Genomic DNA, 17,403 nt, shown 5'->3' with positions numbered 1-17,403 from the left:
ACCGGGCGGGGTCTGGGCGATGCGCGACCGCCCCGGCGTGCTGTGGCTGATGGCCGCCGCGCTCACAGCGCTGGTCCACCCCTTCGTCCCTGACGCGACCTGGCTGATGGTGCACGTGGTCGCCCTCGGTGGCCTCACCCACTCGATCATGGTGTGGAGCACACACTTCGCGACGACGCTGCTGAAGGACAACCCCGACATCGACGTGCGCGCGATGCAGAACCGCCGCCTCGTCCTGCTCCACGTCGGCATCCTCGCGGTCCTCGTCGGCGTCCCGATGACCTGGTGGTGGGTGACCCTCGTCGGCGCGATCGCCGTCGTCGTCGCAGTGGTCTGGCATGCCTGGCAGCTCGGGCGACGACTGCGCGGCGCCCTGCCCGGGCGATTTCGCATCGTCGTCCACCACTACCTCGCCTCCGCCGCCTTCCTCCCCGTCGGCGCCACACTCGGCGTGCTGCTGGCCCGCGGCCTCGGCGAGGAGATGCACGCCCGCCTGCTGCTCGCCCACTCCCTCGTCAACGTGCTCGGCTGGGTCGGCATCACCGTCACGGGCACGCTCATCACGCTGTGGCCGACGATCCTGCGCGCCCGGATGGACGACGCCGCTGAGCGCCGCGCCCGCCAGTCGCTCCCCGGCCTGGTCGGCGGGCTGGCCATCGCCTGCACCGGCGCCCTCCTCGGGTGGCGCTGGCTGCTCCTCGCCGGTGTGGCCGGCTATCTGCTCTCCCTGCTGTGGACCGCCCGCTCGCTCGTCGCGCCGGCCCGGCAGAAGCCGCCGCGCCACTTCGCGTCGTGGTCGGTCATGGCTGGCGCCACCTGGTTCCTCGTCGGCATCGGCATGGTCGCCTGGCGGGTGGCCACCGCGGACGACTTCGCGGCCATGGCCACCGGCTACGGGCGGGTCGCGGCCGTGCTCGTCGTCGGCTTCGGTCTGCAGGTGCTGACCGGCGCGCTGAGCCACCTCGTCCCCGCCGTCATCGGTGGCGGTCCGCGGGTGGTCCGGGCGGGCATCGAGGGCTTCGACCGGCTCGGCATGGCCCGCATCGTCATCATCAACGTGCCCTTCGCCCTGGCCCTCCTGCCCGTCCCCTCCGGCACGCGCGTCGTCCTCGCCGCGCTCGTGCTCGTGGGTCTGGCCGCCTTCATCCCGATCCTGCTGAGCACGATCAAGCGGGTGGTCGCCGTCCGCAAGGAGGCCGCGCTGGCCACCCCCGAGGAGCGTCGGGCGGGCCTGGAGCAGGGGCGGGCCGAGGCCGCCCGGGTGCTCGAGCCGCCCTTCCCCCGCACGCAGCTCATGGCGGGCGTGACGCTCGTGGCGCTCGCCCTCGCGGCAGGCCCGGCGCTCCGGCCAGTCCTCGACGGCGGCAGCGGCACCTCCGTCACCCCGGTGGCCCCGACCGGGCACACGACCACGGTCGCCGTGGAGGCGAAGGCCGAGATGGCCTTCAGCCCCTCCCGGGTCGAGGTCCCCGCCGGCGACCGGCTGGTCATCACGCTCACCAACACCGACGGCAGCACCGTGCACGACCTCCATCTCGACGACGACACGCAGACCCCCCGCCTGACGAAGGGAGAGTCCGCCACCCTCGACGTCGGCATCGTCGGCGCCGACCGCCAGGGGTGGTGCTCCGTGGCCGGCCACCGGGCGATGGGGATGACCTTCGACATCGTGGTCACCGGCGCACCCGCAGCCGCACCGGCACACGGGCCCGAGCACGCGCCGACGCAAGGGCACGACACGGCGGGGGCACCCCCCTTCGCCCTGCAGCGTGGGGCCACCTGGCCGGAGGACTTCGAGGCCGACAACGCCGCTCTCCCACCGCTGTCCGATGAGCGGACCCACCGTGTGACGCTCCGGGTGCAGGAGATCGAGGTGGAGGTCGCGCCCGGGGTGACGCGGACCCGCTGGACCTTCGGCGGCAGCGCTCCCGGGCCGACGCTGCACGGTCGGGTCGGCGACCGCTTCGTCATCACGCTCGTCAACGACGGCAGCATCGGGCACTCGATCGACTTCCACGCCGGAGCGCTGGCCCCCGACAAGCCGATGCGCACCATCGCGCCCGGCAAGCGGCTGACCTACACCTTCACCGCCGAACGCTCGGGCATCTGGATGTACCACTGCTCGACGATGCCGATGTCGACCCACATCGCCCAGGGCATGTTCGGCGCAGTCGTCATCGAGCCACCGGACCTGCCGCAGGTCGACCGCTCCTACGTCCTCACCGGCTCCGAGCTCTACCCCGAGGAGGCGGCCAGCGGCGAGCCGGTCGCGACGGCCTTCAACGGCCGCGCCTTCCAGTACGACGCCGACCCGCTCACCGCTCGCGTCGGCGAGCGAGTGCGCTTCTGGGTCCTGGACGCCGGGCCGGACGGGCCGCTGTCCTTCCACGTCGTCGGAGGGCAGTTCGACACCGTCTGGCAGGAGGGTGCGTACCGGATCGGCGGACCGGACGAGGTCGGTGGGCCGGCCGCCGGGTCACAGGCGCTCGGTCTGCTCCCCGCCCAGGGAGGCTTCGTGGAGCTGACCTTCCCGCAGGCCGGTCACTACCCCTTCGTCAACCACGTGATGACCGACGCGGAGCGGGGCGCGCGCGGCATCGTGCGGGTGCACTGACGAGCGCAGGAACCGTGCATTGCCATAGGGCAATGCACGGTTCCGTCAGCCTCAGACCGCCGACGCGTCCTCGGCCCGCTCCATGGTCGCGACGATCAGGTCGACGACGAGCTCCGGGTGATCGATCTGCGGGCAGTGCCCGCAGTCCGGGAGGCTCACGTGGGTCGCCTCCGGCAGGCGCTCTCGGGCCACCTTGGCCTCGGAGGGCAGGAGCAACCGGTCGGTGTCGCCCCAACCGATCGTCGTCGGCACGACGACCAGATTGGTCACGCGCAGACGCGGCGCGCGGACGAAGTGCGGCCAGTAGCCCTTGGACCGGCGCAGGTTGAGCGTGTCGCCCATGGCGTCCTCCGCCGAGACCTTCTCCGGGTGCGAGTAGAGGGAGCGGAAGGCGATCTTGCGGAACCAGCCGTAGCCGTTGAGCTTGCGGTGCAGGCTCTCGGGCAGGTGGCTACCGCCCTTCATGAGGAGCAGGTTGACCGTGACATTGGGCAGGTGGAGCAGGGGGAAGAAACCGGCCGGGGAGAGCGCCGTCGCGGTGCGCACGATGCCGCGGTGGGCCATCTCGAGGACCATCGCGCCACCCAACGAGTTGCCGACGACGTGGGGCCGCTCGATGCCGAGCTCGCCGAAGAGCCGCTCGAACTGCTCGGCGTGGCTGCCCATCGAGTACCCGTCCGGCCTGGTCGGCACCGGGGAGGACCCGTGGCCCGGCAGGTCGACGACGTAGACGTCGTGACCACGAGCGTGGAGCAGCGCGGGAACCTCGCCCCATGCCTGGCGCCGGTGGCCGATGCCATGGATGAGGACGACCGGCTCGCCGTCGCCCGCCAGGTGCGTGTACTCGATGGTGCTCGTCATGAGCGCGACGTTACCCGCCGGTCACCGCGGTGACCACCACGACGTCGAAGGGTGGGACGCACCTGCGTGCCTCCCACCCTTCGACCGTCTGCGGGGGCAGTCCCCCGACGCGTGGGATCAGTGCTCGTTGGGGTCAGCGTCCTGGTCGGCCTTGGTGACGTGGACCGTGCCGTGGACGTGCTCCGGCGGGGCGTAGAGGGAGTAGACCTTGAGCGGCTCGTCACCGATGTTGGTGACGTTGTGCCACTGCCCGGCCGGCACCATGATGATGTCGTCGTCGCCGACCTCGCGGTCGAAGGACAGGTCGTCCTGCGCCGGTCCCATCTGGGCACGGCCGCGACCCTCCTCGACGCGCAGGAACTGGTCGTGGTCCTCGTGGACCTCCAGCCCGATGTCGTCGCCGGGGGCGATCGCCATCACGGTCAGCTGCAGGTTGGTGCCGGTCCACAACGTGGAGCGGTAGTTGGTGTTCTGCAAGGTGGCCGACTCGATGTCGACGACGTAGGGGGCCGGTCCGTGGTCGGTGAGGTCGATCTGCTCGCTCATGCTCGCTCCTGGTCTCGTCGTGCGTGGTGGGTGCGCATCTCCTCGAGGTCGTGCGCGGTCCTTGCGCACGACCTCAAGGTAATGAGAAGTCCGGGTCAGACCGAGGCGCCGACCGAGTCGGGAACGTCGATCTGGTCGCCGGCCTCGAGGGGTCCGTCGGCTGCCTTGGTGGCGGCGATCGCGGACTCCTCGTCGGGTGCGCTCGTGCGGATGAGGTGGTCGAAGGCGCTCAGCGAGGCGGTCGACCCGGCGCCCAGCGCCGTGACGATCTGCTTGTAGGGCTCGACCGTGCAGTCGCCTGCAGCGAAGACGCCCGGGCGGCTGGTGCGGCCGACACCGTCGATGACGATCTCGCCGCGCTCGGACAGCTCCAGCGCGTCACCGAGCCACTCGGTGTTGGGCAGCAGGCCGATCTGGACGAAGACGCCCTCGAGCTCGAGCTGCTCTCCCTCGCCACCGTCGCGGGGCTCGATGGCCAGGCCGGTGACCTTGCCACCGTCACCGATGACCTCGGTCGTCTTGGTACCCAGGCGCACCTCGACATTGGGCAGCGAGCGCAGCTTGCGCTGCAGGACCTCGTCGGCGCGCATGTCGTCCATGAACTCGATGAGCGTGACGTGACCGACGATGCCGGCCAGGTCGATCGCGGCCTCGACGCCGGAGTTGCCGCCGCCGATGACGGCGATGCGCTTGCCCTTGAAGAGCGGGCCGTCGCAGTGCGGGCAGAAGGTGACGCCCTTGTTGCGGTAGTCCTCCTCGCCGGGGACGCCCATGGTGCGCCAGCGGGCACCGGTCGCGAGGATGACCGTCCTGCCGGTCAGGCTCGCGCCGTTGGCCAGGTCGACCACCGTCAGGCCGTCGTCGCCGGCGGACAGGCCGGCAGCAGCCTGGCTACGGACCATCTCGACGTCGTACTCGTTGACGTGGCGCTCGAGGTCGGCGGCGAGCTTGGGGCCCTCGGTGTGCGGGACCGAGATGAGGTTCTCGATCGACATCGTGTCGAGGACCTGCCCGCCGAAGCGCTCGGCGACGAGCCCGGTGCGGATGCCCTTGCGTGCGGCGTAGATCGCGGCGGACGCGCCGGCGGGGCCACCACCGACGACGAGGACGTCGTAGGGCTCACGCGCGGTGAGCTCCTCGGCGGCACGGGCCGCGGAGTCGCCACCGGACAGCTCGTCGACCTTGCCGACGATCTCGGCCAGCTCCATGCGGCCGGAGCCGAAGGTCTCGCCGTTGTGGAAGACGGTGGGCACGGCGAGCACACCGCGCTGCTCGGCCTCGGTCGGGAAGACCGCGCCGTCGATGGCGGTGTGCGTGATGCCGGGGTTGAGCACGCTCATCAGGTTGAGCGCCTGGACGACGTCCGGGCAGTTCTGGCAGCTCAGGGAGAAGTAGGTCTCGAAGTGGTGCTCACCCTGCAGGCCCTTCACCTGGTCGATGAGGTCCTGCGAGGCCTTGCTCGGGTGGCCGCCGACCTGCAGCAGCGCCAGCACGAGGGAGGTGAACTCGTGACCCATCGGGATGCCGGCGAAGCGCACGGAGATGGCGGGGTCGGACACCCGGGTGATCGCGAAGGAGGGGACGCGCTCGTCCAGGTCACTCCCTTCGGCCACGCGGCGGGTGATCTGCCCGCTCATGCCCTCGATCTCGACGAGCAGCTCGTCGAGCTCAGCGGACTTGGGGCTGCCATCGAGGGAGGCGACGAGCTCGATCGGCTCGCGCAGGTTGTCGAGGTAGGCCTTGAGCTGGGTGGCGAGGTTCGGATCGAGTGCCATGGTGCGAGCGACTCCTGACGAGCGAAGGGGGGAAAGTTCGGGGGGGGGGGTGGGTGAGGGGCGACGGCGAGCGCCGCCCCTCACCCGAGATGCGTCAGTGCAATCAGATCTTGCCGACGAGGTCCAGGCTCGGGGCGAGGGTCTCGGCGCCCTCTTCCCACTTGGCCGGGCAGACCTCGCCCGGGTTGTTGCGCACGTACTGCGCAGCCTTGACCTTGCGGACGAGCTCGGTGGCGTTGCGGCCGATGCCCTCGGCGGTGATCTCGAGGAACTGGATCACGCCGTCGGGGTCGACGAGGAAGGTGCCACGGTTGGCCAGGCCCTCGTCCTCACGCAGGATGTCGAAGTTGCGCGAGATGGTGGCGGTCGGGTCGCCGAGCATCGGGTAGGTGACCTTGCCGACCGCGTCGGAGGTCTCGTGCCACGCCTTGTGCGTGAAGTGCGTGTCGGTCGAGACGGAGAAGACCTCGACGCCCAGGCCCTTGAGCTCGGCGTCGTACTGGCCGGCCAGGTCCTCGAGCTCGGTCGGGCAGACGAAGGTGAAGTCCGCCGGGTAGAAGAAGAAGATCGCCCACTTGCCGGCGATGTCGGCCTCGGAGTAGTCCTTGAACTCACCGTTGATGTAGCCGGTGGCCTGGAAGGGCTTGATCTGGGTGTTGATGAGGGACATGCGTGATCTCCTGTGCATCTCTGGGTTTCAGGTGGTTCAACCGGTGGCGACTTGAGCGCCGCGTCGATTGGAACGATTCCAGATTAGCGCAGGCCACGAGCGAGTGCAAACCCGGTCGGGTGAAGTTGCCGTGAACGGTGAGTGCGATCGGCGAGAACCCCCCAAGGCCTCGTCAGGAGCCGCCGGGGTCAGTCCCGGACTTGGTCAGAGCGCTCCCCAAAACGGTCAGGACCCATGGCGCGGCGGGCAGCGACGCGCCACCTTCGACTGAGCAGCCGGAAACCCCGGCGCGACAAGGAGAAGGCAATGACCCTGCGCAGCACCCTGACTCTCACCGGAGCACTCCTCGGCGCGAGCGTCGTGATGGCCCCACTGGCCTCCGCGGCGGACGTCCCCGACAGCCAGATCCAACGGGCCGACCCGATGACGTCCTATGTCATGCAGCGCGATGGCAAGACGTCGACCCAGGCCAAGAGCTATCTGGCCAAGAAGGAGCAGAAGCAGTCCTCCCTCCGGTCCCTGGAGGCGAAGGGGGTGGATGCCGACGGTGCGTGGTTCGACGGCACCCAGCTCGTCGTGGGGGTCACCTCCTCGTCCGACGCCGACAGGGTCCGCTCGGCCGGACTGCGGCCGAGCACCACCGTGAGCCAGAGCAGCCTGGACGCGGTCGCCGACCGGGTCCTCGCCAAGGCCGGCAAGCAGTCGGGTCACGTCGTGACCGTCGGGCCCAACCTGATCAAGGGTGTCGTCGAGGTCCGTCTGGCCGCGGACGCTCCCAGTGGCCTGCGCACCAAGATCGCGAAGATGGACAAGGTCAGCGTCACCACCGCCGACGAGCTGACCACCCAGGCCGATGTCGTCCCGGGCCGCATCATGGACCTCTCCCCCGGCAGCAACTGCAGCCTCGGGTTCCCGGGGACGACGTCCAGCGGTAACAACGTCATGCTCACCGCGGGCCACTGCGTGGAGGGCCTGCCCGACATCCTCGACGCCAACGGCACGCACATCGGCAGGGGCACCCACACCCGCTTCCACGAGGGCTACAGCAGCGTCGACATGGGCCTGATGGACATCGACTCCGAGGACGTCGGCCAGCCGTACGTCGACAGCCGCGGGCACTCCGGCTACTACGCCGTCCAGGGCACCAGCAAGAACGCTGTCGGCTCGGAGATCTGCAAGGCGGGCAACACGACGGGCTGGACCTGCGGGACGATCAAGGCCTACAACCGCACCGTCAACTACGGCGGCACCCGGGTCTCCGGGCTCGCCGAGGCGAGCGTGTGCACCGAGGGCGGCGACTCCGGCGGCGCGTACATCGGCGTCGGCAACCTCGCCCAGGGCATGACCTCCGGCGGTCCGGTGGGTGTCGAGTGCGGCTACAACCAGGGCTACAACGCCGGCTCGTACAGCTTCTACCAGCCGGTCGTCGACGCGGCGAACTACTACGGCGTGCGGGTGGCCACCGCCAACTGACCCCGTCACCGGTGGCCCGGGTCTCCTTCGGGGGCCCGGGCCGTCCGCCTGCATTGCCCTAGGGGAATGCAGACGAACGGGGAGTGGCGGGGGTCAGGACGCCCGGATCGCCTTGAGCGTCAACGGCCGGCTGGAGCGCTGCGACAGCTCGGCCACCTGCGCGAGGTAGAGCTCGGCGCAGGCCAGGGCGTCCGTCAGGGGTTCGTGCGCCCGGTACCGCGGCAGGCCGTAGCGCTCGCGGGCAGCCCACAGGCGCAAGGTCCCGGGGAGCGGGTCGGCGCGGGCCCCCAACCCCTCGGTCAGCACCCGCCGCTGCAGGTGCAGCGTGTCGACGCTGGTGGCGACGAAGGGCACCCCGTGGACCCGCCGGCACGCCGCATCGAGGAAGCCGACCTCGATGCTCGCGTGGTGCGCGAGCAGGACCCTCCCGGACAGGGCGCCGAGCAGCTCGGTCAGGACCGCGATGGGCAGGTCGCCTGCCGCGATCGCGTCGTCGGTCAGCCCGTGCACGGTGGCCGACTGCCCGACGTCACGGCGGGTCGCCAGGACGCGGCGCTGCGCACCGGACAGGTCGATGGACAGCCCGTCGACGGGCACCCAGCCGACCGCGAGGACGCGGTCCTCCTCGACGTCCAGCCCGGTGCTCTCGACGTCGAGCGCCAGCAGCGGCAGCTCGGTGACGGGAGTGGCGGCATGGGGGAAGGGAGCGGACAGGTAGTCCCGCAGCGGGCCCGGTGGGGCTGCCGTGGCGGCGTCCTCGCGGCGCCGCTCGGCTGAGCGTCGGATGCCGAACATCAGGTGAGGTGGCCGGGGCTGCGCTGCGCCAGTGCCTGCTGAGCATCGCGCACGACGTGGAAGGCCTCGCGCAGGGTGCGTTGCTCGAAGGGGGTCAGCTCGCTCGGTCGCAGCCGCGAGTCAGGGGTGGCGCCAGCAGCGGCCTGGCGGGACTGGTGCGCGAGGCGAACGTGGGAGATGAACTCGAGCGCGTCGACGAGGCTGGCGGCGATGGCCGGGTCGAGCGCACCGGCACGGCCGGCGGCGAGCAGCCGCGAGCGCGTGTTGACCGAGACGAGCCCCGTGCCGAGCGCGTGCGCGCGAGCGAGGTCGACGATCGCGCCGACGCCGCCACGCTTGAGGTCGAGGGTGTCCTTGTGGTCCCCCGCGCGGGCGAGCACGAACCCCCGGAAGAAGCCGAGCGGTGGCTCGTTGGCCACGGCTGCCGCCACGAGGTGGCCGAGGAAGTTGTGGCCCTGCGGCGCCCAGCTCGCGATGTCCTCCGCGAGGCGGGCGTGCAGGGACTCGTCCCCGAGGAGCGGGCGGGAGTCGAAGAAGATGCTCGCCGTGAGCACCGCGTCGGAGGTCGGCTCGTGGATCCACTGCCGGAACTCATGTCGCCAGCCGGTCAGCCGTTGGCGCCAGCGCGGGTTGCTCGCCATGACATCGCCCTCGCAGCGCGGGTACCCGCAGCTCTCGAGGCCGGCCACGACGATCTCGGCCAGTGACCCCACGTAGTCCTCGGCACCCTCCGGTGCATCGTCGGCGAGGATCACGGCATGGTCCTGGTCGCCACCCAGAGCCTGCTCGTGGCGGGCCCTGGAGCCCAGGGTCATCCAGCAGTAGCGCGGCGGCGGACCGTGGCCCGCCGCGGTGAGCTCGTCCTCGGCGAGAGTGATCAACCGGCGCTCGATGGCGTCGCCGACGGTCGTGACCACACGGGTGATGTCGTCGGCAGCCACGTCCTGTCCCACGAGCTGCTCGACGAGCCGGGGCAGGCGGTGCGCCATCGCCACGACCCCGGCGACATCTGGCTGCTTCGAGACGTCGCCGACGATGTGGACCATGTTGACCCGCTCCAGGCGCATGAGGTCCGTCGTCGTGACGACCCCGAGCGGCCGGCCGGCCTCGACGACCGGCAGGTGGTGGATGGTGCGCTCCGTCATCGTCACCAGCAGCTCCAGCGCGGAGGCGTCCGCGTCGGCGACCACGGGGTCGAGCGTCATCACCGAGGTCACCGGCCCCGCCGGATCGACACCTGCAGCGAGCACCCGCCGACGCAGGTCACGGTCGGTGAGGATGCCGGCCACTCGCTGCCCGTCGATGACCAGGAGAGAGGACACCCCTTCGTCGGTCATCACGCGCGCGGCCTCGGCGATGGTGACGTCGTCGCGGACCGAGACCGGTGCCCGGTGGATCAGGTCGCGCGCGGAGGTGCGCAGGATCGCCTCGCCCGCAGGGTTCGTCGCGATCAACGATGCCGCCGTCCGCAGGCGGTCCGCCCGCTCGGCGTCGAAGTGGTCAGCGAAGTCGGGATGCGCCTGCGACAGCTCGTGGAAGACCTCGCCGGGGAGGTGCAGCGCGAGGGTGTCCTCGATGGCCACGACGTCGAAGCGGGAGGGGTTGGGCCCGATGAGGGTCGTCGACCCGGCCGTGGAGCCCTCCGCGCACCGGTCGACCAGCCCCCCGTCGGCGTCACGGATCTCGATGGCGCCCGAGCGCACGATGATCAGGTCATGGCTGTCGACGCCCACGGCCATCAGTGAGCTGCCCCGGCGGTGGTAGCGGATCGTCAGCCGGGCCGGGAGGGCACGCAGGACCCGGGCGGGCAGGGCGGCGAAGGGGGCGTGCCCGGCGAGGAAGTCGGCGACCTCGGCCAGCTCGGTGTCGGCCATGCCCCCATCGTGGCAGCACGTGCAGTGGCTCACCCCCCGCCACGGCCCGGCTGTCGCCCCTCACCCCTAACATTGCCTCACTACAGGCCAGCCGCACCGCACCCCGGGACTGCTTGGCCATGAGCGAGGAGAACCCATGGATGACGAGGTCCAGCTGATCAACGACGGGAAAGGTCTCGCGATCATCGGGAGCGAGCAGGCCGTCGAGCGGTTCATCGCGGCCGAGGGCGTGCCGTCCAGGGACCTCGGGCTTCCACGCCTCCGGAAGGTCCTGGCCTCGGGGAGCGCCACGGGGCAGGCAATCGGAACGATCACGGCCAACCACGGCCGGTGGATCAAGCTCACGAAGGAATCGGCCGAGAAGTTGGCGAGCTCCGCCCCGATGAAGGGGTCGTCAGCTGGCGTGAGCCGCGCCGTCGTCACCCAGAACGGAAAGATCAGCGGGATCCTCGAGTTCTCGAGCAAGCACGGTGCCATGCTCACGAACCCGGCGGTCCTCGCAGGTGCTGCCGGCATCATGGCCCAGCTCGCCATGCAGCAGACGATGGATGAGATAACGGACTACCTCGCCGCCATCGACGAGAAGGTCGATGACATCCTGCGTGCCCAGAAGGACGCCGTCCTGGCCGAGATGATCGCCGTTGGCATCGTCCTGGACGAGGCGATGGCGATCCGCGACCGCGTGGGTCGCGTGTCGGAGGTGACCTGGTCCAAGGTGCAGTCGACGTCCATGACGATCGCGGCCACGCAGGCGTACGCGCTGAGGCAGCTCGACGCCCTGGCCACCAAGCTCGGAGGCAAGCTCGACATGGGCGATCTGGCTGCCGCCACTCGCACGGCAGAGGAGACCACCACCGAGTGGCTCGCGGTCCTCGCGCGGTGCTTCCAGCTCCAGGAAGCGTGCGCCGTGCTCGAGATCGACCGGGTCTTCGACGCGAGTCCGGACGAGGTGGAGGACCACCGCTCCGGGCTCGAGACCGCCCGTGAGGCGCGCATCGACAGCATCATCAGCCACACGGCAACGTTGATCGAGCGACTGGATGAGGCTGCCTCCAGGGCCAACTCCAAAGTGCTCACCAGCCCGCGGTCCGCGGCCACCGTGGTACGCGGCCGCAACCACGTCGCGACCCGCGTCGTCGGGTTCAACGACGTCCTCGGGATCTCCCGGGAGATGCAGCAGATCGAGCAGCGCCGTTGGGCCGAAGCCGCCGTCGACGTGAAGGATCGCACCTTCGAGCATGGCGCAGACGGTGTGGAGTCCGCTCGTCGGTTCGGCTCGGACCAGCTCGGCCGGGCCCGGTCGGCCAAGGACAAGTTGGCCAGCCGTCTCCCGGAGGTGTCCATCTCCATCCAGCGGCGCAAGGACAAGAGCGAGAGCTGACCGAGTTACGGTCGTCCACGCCTTGCAGATCAGGCGGAGTGGGTCAGTCGCCCGCCCACGAAGGTCGCGAGGACCCGCGTCTCACGCAACCTCGCGGCCTGCTCCGCGGTGCCGGACAGACCTGCAGGACAGGGGTCCTCGTCGATGAGCACGATGTCGCCCACCCCTCCGACCGCCAGCTCGCTCACCCCGTCCGTCGAGGCGAGCAGCGCCTCACGCGGGGTGATCGCCTGCTCGGGGGCCCACGGCTGGCGCTCGTCGGCGCTGCGGTGGACTGCGGCCGACATGGCCAGCCAGGGGTCGAGCGGGGCGACGGGAGCATCGGACCCCAGGCGAAGGGGGATCCCCGCGTCCGACATCGACCTCAGGGCGAAGCAGCGCTCCAGCCGGTCGGGCCACAGCGCCTCCGTCGAGTCGCGGTCGTCGAGCAGGTGGGCGGGTTGCACGCTGGCGACCAGCCCCAGCTCGGCGAAGCGGCCCAGCGCCTCCATGCGCACCAGCTGCGCGTGCTCGATGGAGCCGCGCGCGCCACTGGCGGCGTAGGCATCGAGCGCGTCGAGCAGGGCGGCGTCGCCGATGGCGTGCACCGCCCCGTCGAGGCCGTGCGCGTGAGCCCGGCGGAGCAGCTGGGTCAGCTCCTCGGGGTCGACGCTGCGCTTGCCGTGCGGGTCGCCGAGGTCGTCGTCGGTGACGAAGGGCTCGCAGCACCAGGCCGTGCGGGTGTTGAGCGAGCCGTCGGTGATCACCTTGAGCGGGCCCATCGTCACCAGGCCGGTCGCGTCGAGGACGTCGCCGGTGCGCATGCCGGCAGCGATCGCGTCCTCGAGCCCCTCGGGGTAGGTGCAGGTGCGCACCCGCAGCAGGTCCAGACCGGCAGCCGTCCGGGCGGGCCACTCCAGTCGGCCGGTCTCGAACTCCATGTCACCGACGCCGACGACACCGTGCGCAGCGGCAGCGCGCATCGCACCGTCGAGGCTGGCGCGCACGACGGCCTGGTCCTCGGGCAGGTCCGCGAGGCGGGTGTAGATCGGGAACCACTCGTCCTCGTCGAGGTGCCCGTCGTGGACCGGCAGCCCGAGCGCGCGGAAGGCCGCGCTGCTCAGCCAGCCCGCGTGGCAGTCACCGCTGATGAGGATGATCGGGCGATCGCCGGCGACCTCGTCGAGCTCGGCAGTGCTGGGCAGCCGGTCCCAGCCGGCGACCCTCCAGCCGAACCCCTGGACGACGGTCCCCGGTGCTGGCCGCTCGACCGCCAGGTGGTGCGCCACCCGAGCCGTCACCTCCTCGGGGCTCGCGGTGTCGGCGACATCGACCCGCCGGGCCATCGCCGCCCACTGGCCGAAGTGCACGTGCCCGTCCCACAGACCGGGGATCGCGAGCGCTCCCCCGGCGTCATGGACGGCCGCTCCCGAGCGGGCCAGGCCGACGCCGATCTCGGCGATCCTCCCTTCGCGCAGCCTGATGTCGACGGGGGACGCGCCGGGTCGCAGCCGAGCGCCGGCGAGCAGCGCGTGAGGGGCGAAGGGGGCCATGCTCGGCACCCTACGTGCGGATACCTTGGTGCGCATGCACCCACTTGTCGTCGCCGCCATCGCGGCCGAGGCCGCGTACGTCCCCGAGGGGATGGAGGTGCTCCTCACCGGGGTCGGCAAGACCCTCGCGGCCGTAGCCGTGACCCGCGCGATCTGCGAGCACCCGCAGCGTGAGGAGCTCGTCGTCGTCAACATCGGGACGGCCGGCGCACTACGGGAGGAGGTCACCGGACTCCACGAGATCGGGACGGTCCTCAACCACGACCTGTCCGCCGAAGCCATCCGCCAGCTCGGCATCGACCCTCGCGAGCGGATCGCGATCAACCCTGCCCACGCGACGACCCTCGCGAGCGGGGACCTCTTCGTCACGGACCCGAGCGTCCGCGACGAGCTGGCCCGGCAGGCCGACCTCGTCGACATGGAGGGCTACGCGATCGCGTTGGCCTGCACCGAGCTCGGCGTTCCCGTGCACCTGGTCAAAATGGTCAGCGACAACGCCGACGAGACCGCCCACGACTGGTCGGCTGCCGTCGACGGCTGCGCGCGTGAGCTGGGGCGCTGGCTGGCGGACTTCGACCCGACCTGAAGTCTGCATTGCCCTATGGCAATGCAGAAGGGAGTGGCGCCTGAGCTGGGAATGGTTCTCGACCCGCCGCGGTTGAGAGCGACATGATGACGCGCACTGACTCCCTCTACGGCTTCGAGCGGTACGAGCGCGCGAAGCACGCCTTCGACGACGCCCGCTACACCGATGCCATTCGCGAGCTCGAGGACTTCTTCACCGACCTCGCCGCCGCCCGTGCAGGTGACGGTGCGGACCCGATCGGCCACGGCACGGCCGAGATGCACCTGCTGCTGGCGCGCGCCTACTTCCACTCCGCCCAGCTCGGGCGCGCCGAGTCCGCCTGCCGGCAGGTCCTCACCGAGGCGCCGGACGACGCCTACGCCCACCTGCTGCTGGGCCGATCCCTCCAGCGCGCCGGACGCCACGACGAGGCGCGCGGCCCCCTTCGCCTCGCGGAGCTGCTCGGAGGCTACGCATCCTCCGTCGACGCCGACGCCGAGGTGGCCGACTCGATCTCCTGACCCGACGACGAAGGGGAGGAGAGACGACGCTCTCTCCTCCCCTTCGCGCTGTGCTGGGATCAGTCGCTGTCGCGACCACGCAGCATGTCGTAGATCGCGTCGACCTTGGCCGCGACGATGAGCAGTCCGTAGGCCAGCAGGAGCACCGCGATGGCCGACCCGACGAAGAGGACCGTCGTGAGGGTGCTGGCGCCGTCGCTCGTCGGTGGGACCGTCCACGGCGGCGTGCCGTTGGTGACCAGTGAGCCGAAGAACACCACGACCAGCACCACCATGCCCGAGCTCAGCGGCATCACCGGGTCGATGTCGGCCAGACCGGTGACGACCGGTTCCCTGCGCTCCCCCGGCTCGCTCATGGTCAGCCGGCGCTCGGGTGCGTCATGTCCGCCGGGACCACCCAGGCGTCGAAGTCCTCGCCCGAGATGTCGCCGGAGGCGATGGCCGCCTCACGCAGGCTCGTGCCCTCCTTGTGGGCCTTCTTGGCCATGGCCGCGGCCTTGTCGTAGCCGATGTGGCGGTTGAGCGCCGTGACGACCATGAGGTTGCGCGCGAGGTTGGCCTCGATGACCTCGGTGACCGGCTCGATGCCGACGGCGCAGTTGGTGTCGAAGGAGACGCAGGAGTCGGCGATCAGGCGGATCGACTCGAGGACCGCGTGCGCCATGACCGGCTTGTAGACGTTGAGCTGGAAGTTGCCCTGGCTGCCCGCGAAGCCGACCGTCGCGTCGTTGCCGAAGACCCGTGTGGCGACCATCGTCATCGCCTCGGCCTGGGTCGGGTTGACCTTGCCCGGCATGATCGAGGAGCCCGGCTCATTCTCGGGGATGGCCAGCTCGCCGATGCCGTTGCGCGGGCCGGAGGCGTACCAGCGGACATCGTTGGCGATCTTCATCAGCGCGCCGGCGAGGGTGCGAAGGGAGGCACTCACCTCGACGAGAGCATCGTGCGCCGAGAGGGCGGCGAAGAGGTTGTCGGCCTGGGTGAAGGTCAGGCCGGTCTCCTCGCTGATCTTGGCTGCCGTGAGCGCACCGAACTTCGGGTGCGCGTTCAGGCCCGTACCGACCGCGGTGCCACCGATCGCCAGCTCGCGGGAGCGCTCGTCGGCGTACCTCACGGCCTCGAGGGCGAAGTCCATCTGGGCGACCCAGCCGCCGATGACCTGACCGAGGGTGACCGGGGTGGCGTCCTGCAGGTGGGTGCGGCCGACCATGACGACGTCGGCGTACTGCTTGGCCTTGGCGTCGAAGGTGTCGCGCAGCTGCTTGACGCTCGGGTAGAGCCGCTCGGCCAGGTCGAGCACGATCGCGATGTGCATCGCGGTCGGGAAGGTGTCATTGCTCGACTGGCCCCGGTTGACGTGGTCGTTGGGGTGGACCGGCGCCTTGGTGCCCATCTCGCCACCGGCGATCTCGATGCCGCGGTTGGAGATGACCTCGTTGGAGTTCATGTTGGACTGCGTGCCCGAGCCGGTCTGGAAGACCACGAGCGGGAAGTGCGCGTCGAGGTCACCCCTGATGACCTCGTCGGCGGCCTGGGTGATCAGGTCCGCGACGTCCTGGGGGAGCTCGCCGAGCTCGGCGTTGGCCAGAGCGGTCGACTTCTTCAGTGTGCCGAGCGCACGGATCATCGAGCGGCCCCAGACGAAGGTGTCCCGGCCGATGTCGAAGTTGCCCAGCGAGCGCTGGGTCTGCGCTCCCCAGTACTTGTCACCGGGCACCTCGATGGTGCCCATGCTGTCCTTCTCCGCGCGCATCTGAGTCATGGGCCCAACGCTACTCGGCGCCCTCAGGTGACGGGACGCAGCATCCGCGTGCCGACGCCGCGGGACTCCAGCCCGGCCAACGCGGAGTCCAGGTCCGGCGCCACGACGATGTCGTCGAGGCTCGCCTGCGACATGAAGCCGGCCTGCGAGATGCCGCGGAGGGAGTCCAGCAGCGGGGTCCAGAAGCCGTCCACGTCGAGGAAGCCCACCGGCTTGTCGAGCAGCCCGATCTGCCGCCAGGTCCACACCTCGAAGACCTCCTCGAGCGTGCCCATCCCGCCCGGCAGCGCGAGGAAGGCACTCGTCAGGTCGGCCATGAGGGCCTTGCGCTCGTGCATCGTCGTCACCACGTGCACCTCGGTGAGGTCGTCGCGGCCCCACTCACGCTCGATCATGAACTCGGGGATGACGCCGATGACCTCTCCCCCGGCGTCGAGCGCGCCCTGGGCCAGAGCACCCATGAGGCCGCCGCCGCCCGCGCCGTAGACCACCCCGATCCCACGGTCGGCGAGGTCGGACCCGACCGCACGGGCCAGATCGACCCACTTGGGGTCGTTGCCGGGGGTCGATCCGGTGAAGCACGTCAGTCGCTCGATCACCCGTCGACCCTATGCGAGTGTCAGGCTGCGACGAGTCGGCGCAGGGCGAGGCGTGCGATCGGCGCATAGGGCAGTGCGAGCGGTCGGGGCGCGTCGATCTCCACCCACGCCCGGCTGCCTCTCCCCAACCGGTCGACGCCGTGCCGCATCCGGACCCGCACCGGTCCCACCGCGGGGGTCCACCCCCAGCGCATGGCATCGTCGTCGACGGCCTCGACGACGAAGGGGACCCGGAGCCCGAGCGGGCCCAGCACGACGCCCATCCCGTCGGGAGCGATCCGGCCGAGCGGGTGCTCGACGCCCCGGATCTGCGGCGCCCAACCGGCCCACAGCTCGGGGGTCGTGTACCTGCGCCACACCTCGTCGACGCTCGCGGGGCCGGCCTCCTCGAGGCGAAGGGGGTTGCGGCGCCACCTCATCGTCGGTGCCCTGCGC

At 70.7% G+C, this 17,403-nt stretch carries 16 protein-coding genes; 5 read left to right on the top strand and 11 right to left on the bottom strand.

Annotated features, from left to right (window positions below):
- Positions 1-19 precede the first annotated feature (19 nt).
- Complete coding sequence (locus ASG73_RS02800; RefSeq protein ID WP_055990412.1) at positions 20-2,614, top strand: multicopper oxidase domain-containing protein; 2,595 nt, start codon at positions 20-22, stop codon at positions 2,612-2,614.
- Between the two features lie 51 nt (positions 2,615-2,665).
- Here the strand turns inward: ASG73_RS02800 and ASG73_RS02795 are convergent, their stop codons facing one another.
- From ASG73_RS02795 to ahpC, 4 genes are all read right to left on the bottom strand, one after another.
- A complete protein-coding gene (locus ASG73_RS02795) occupies positions 2,666-3,475 on the bottom strand; it encodes an alpha/beta fold hydrolase (protein ID WP_055990409.1) in 810 nt (269 codons plus the stop codon).
- 117 nt (positions 3,476-3,592) lie between these two features.
- Positions 3,593-4,021: a cupin domain-containing protein gene (locus ASG73_RS02790; protein WP_055990406.1), complete on the bottom strand. Its 429-nt coding sequence runs from the start codon at positions 4,019-4,021 to the stop codon at positions 3,593-3,595.
- A gap of 95 nt (positions 4,022-4,116) precedes the next feature.
- Positions 4,117-5,796: an alkyl hydroperoxide reductase subunit F gene (ahpF, locus tag ASG73_RS02785; RefSeq protein ID WP_055990403.1), complete on the bottom strand. Its 1,680-nt coding sequence runs from the start codon at positions 5,794-5,796 to the stop codon at positions 4,117-4,119.
- A gap of 103 nt (positions 5,797-5,899) precedes the next feature.
- Positions 5,900-6,466: an alkyl hydroperoxide reductase subunit C gene (gene ahpC / locus ASG73_RS02780; protein WP_055990400.1), complete on the bottom strand. Its 567-nt coding sequence runs from the start codon at positions 6,464-6,466 to the stop codon at positions 5,900-5,902.
- 306 nt (positions 6,467-6,772) lie between these two features.
- Here ahpC and ASG73_RS02775 point away from each other — a divergent pair, with 306 nt between their 5' ends.
- Positions 6,773-7,939 carry a S1 family peptidase gene (locus ASG73_RS02775; protein WP_055990397.1) on the top strand — a complete coding sequence of 389 codons (1,167 nt, stop codon included), beginning with the start codon at positions 6,773-6,775 and terminating at the stop codon, positions 7,937-7,939.
- A gap of 93 nt (positions 7,940-8,032) precedes the next feature.
- Here ASG73_RS02775 and ASG73_RS02770 read toward each other — a convergent pair whose 3' ends face one another.
- Both ASG73_RS02770 and ASG73_RS02765 read right to left on the bottom strand, forming a co-directional pair.
- The gene (locus tag ASG73_RS02770) at positions 8,033-8,734 is read right to left on the bottom strand and encodes an exonuclease domain-containing protein (RefSeq protein WP_055990394.1); all 702 of its coding nucleotides are present in this window, start codon (positions 8,732-8,734) and stop codon (positions 8,033-8,035) included.
- Positions 8,734-10,608, bottom strand: a complete 1,875-nt coding sequence (locus ASG73_RS02765; RefSeq protein WP_055990391.1) for a DUF294 nucleotidyltransferase-like domain-containing protein — start codon at positions 10,606-10,608, stop codon at positions 8,734-8,736. The genes ASG73_RS02770 and ASG73_RS02765 overlap by 1 nt, the downstream gene beginning before the upstream one ends.
- Positions 10,609-10,744: 136 nt before the next feature.
- Between ASG73_RS02765 and ASG73_RS02760 the strand changes: the two genes are divergently transcribed.
- A complete protein-coding gene (locus ASG73_RS02760) occupies positions 10,745-11,989 on the top strand; it encodes a hypothetical protein (RefSeq protein ID WP_055990389.1) in 1,245 nt (414 codons plus the stop codon).
- A gap of 29 nt (positions 11,990-12,018) precedes the next feature.
- On the opposite strand, the gene ASG73_RS02755 is transcribed toward ASG73_RS02760, so the two are convergent.
- On the bottom strand, positions 12,019-13,521 hold the full coding sequence (locus ASG73_RS02755; RefSeq protein WP_055990386.1) for an amidohydrolase: 1,503 nt from the start codon (positions 13,519-13,521) through the stop codon (positions 12,019-12,021).
- Between the two features lie 34 nt (positions 13,522-13,555).
- Between ASG73_RS02755 and ASG73_RS02750 the strand changes: the two genes are divergently transcribed.
- Both ASG73_RS02750 and ASG73_RS02745 read left to right on the top strand, forming a co-directional pair.
- Entirely contained in the window at positions 13,556-14,107 is a 552-nt protein-coding gene (locus ASG73_RS02750) for a nucleosidase (RefSeq protein WP_055991383.1), read from the top strand.
- 83 nt (positions 14,108-14,190) lie between these two features.
- Positions 14,191-14,607 carry a tetratricopeptide repeat protein gene (locus ASG73_RS02745; RefSeq protein ID WP_055990383.1) on the top strand — a complete coding sequence of 139 codons (417 nt, stop codon included), beginning with the start codon at positions 14,191-14,193 and terminating at the stop codon, positions 14,605-14,607.
- Positions 14,608-14,666: 59 nt separating this feature from the next.
- On the opposite strand, the gene ASG73_RS02740 is transcribed toward ASG73_RS02745, so the two are convergent.
- Genes ASG73_RS02740 through ASG73_RS02725 form a run of 4 tightly spaced genes read right to left on the bottom strand, consistent with a single transcriptional unit; the run spans position 14,667 to position 17,387 of the window.
- Positions 14,667-14,963, bottom strand: a complete 297-nt coding sequence (locus ASG73_RS02740; RefSeq protein WP_055990380.1) for a hypothetical protein — start codon at positions 14,961-14,963, stop codon at positions 14,667-14,669.
- Positions 14,964-14,965: 2 nt separating this feature from the next.
- Complete coding sequence (fumC, locus tag ASG73_RS02735) at positions 14,966-16,369, bottom strand: class II fumarate hydratase (RefSeq protein ID WP_055990377.1); 1,404 nt, start codon at positions 16,367-16,369, stop codon at positions 14,966-14,968.
- A 23-nt stretch (positions 16,370-16,392) separates the two neighbouring features.
- Positions 16,393-16,968: a TIGR00730 family Rossman fold protein gene (locus tag ASG73_RS02730; protein WP_200946652.1), complete on the bottom strand. Its 576-nt coding sequence runs from the start codon at positions 16,966-16,968 to the stop codon at positions 16,393-16,395.
- Positions 16,969-16,988: 20 nt separating this feature from the next.
- Positions 16,989-17,387 (bottom strand): SRPBCC family protein, encoded by a 399-nt coding sequence (locus ASG73_RS02725; RefSeq protein ID WP_055990374.1) that lies wholly within the window; start codon positions 17,385-17,387, stop codon positions 16,989-16,991.
- Positions 17,388-17,403 lie beyond the last annotated feature (16 nt).

Source organism: Janibacter sp. Soil728 (assembly GCF_001428305.1).
Lineage (GTDB): Bacteria > Actinomycetota > Actinomycetes > Actinomycetales > Dermatophilaceae > Janibacter.
The sequence above is the reverse complement of the archived record's forward strand: the minus strand, read 5'-3'. Positions and strand labels throughout refer to the sequence as shown.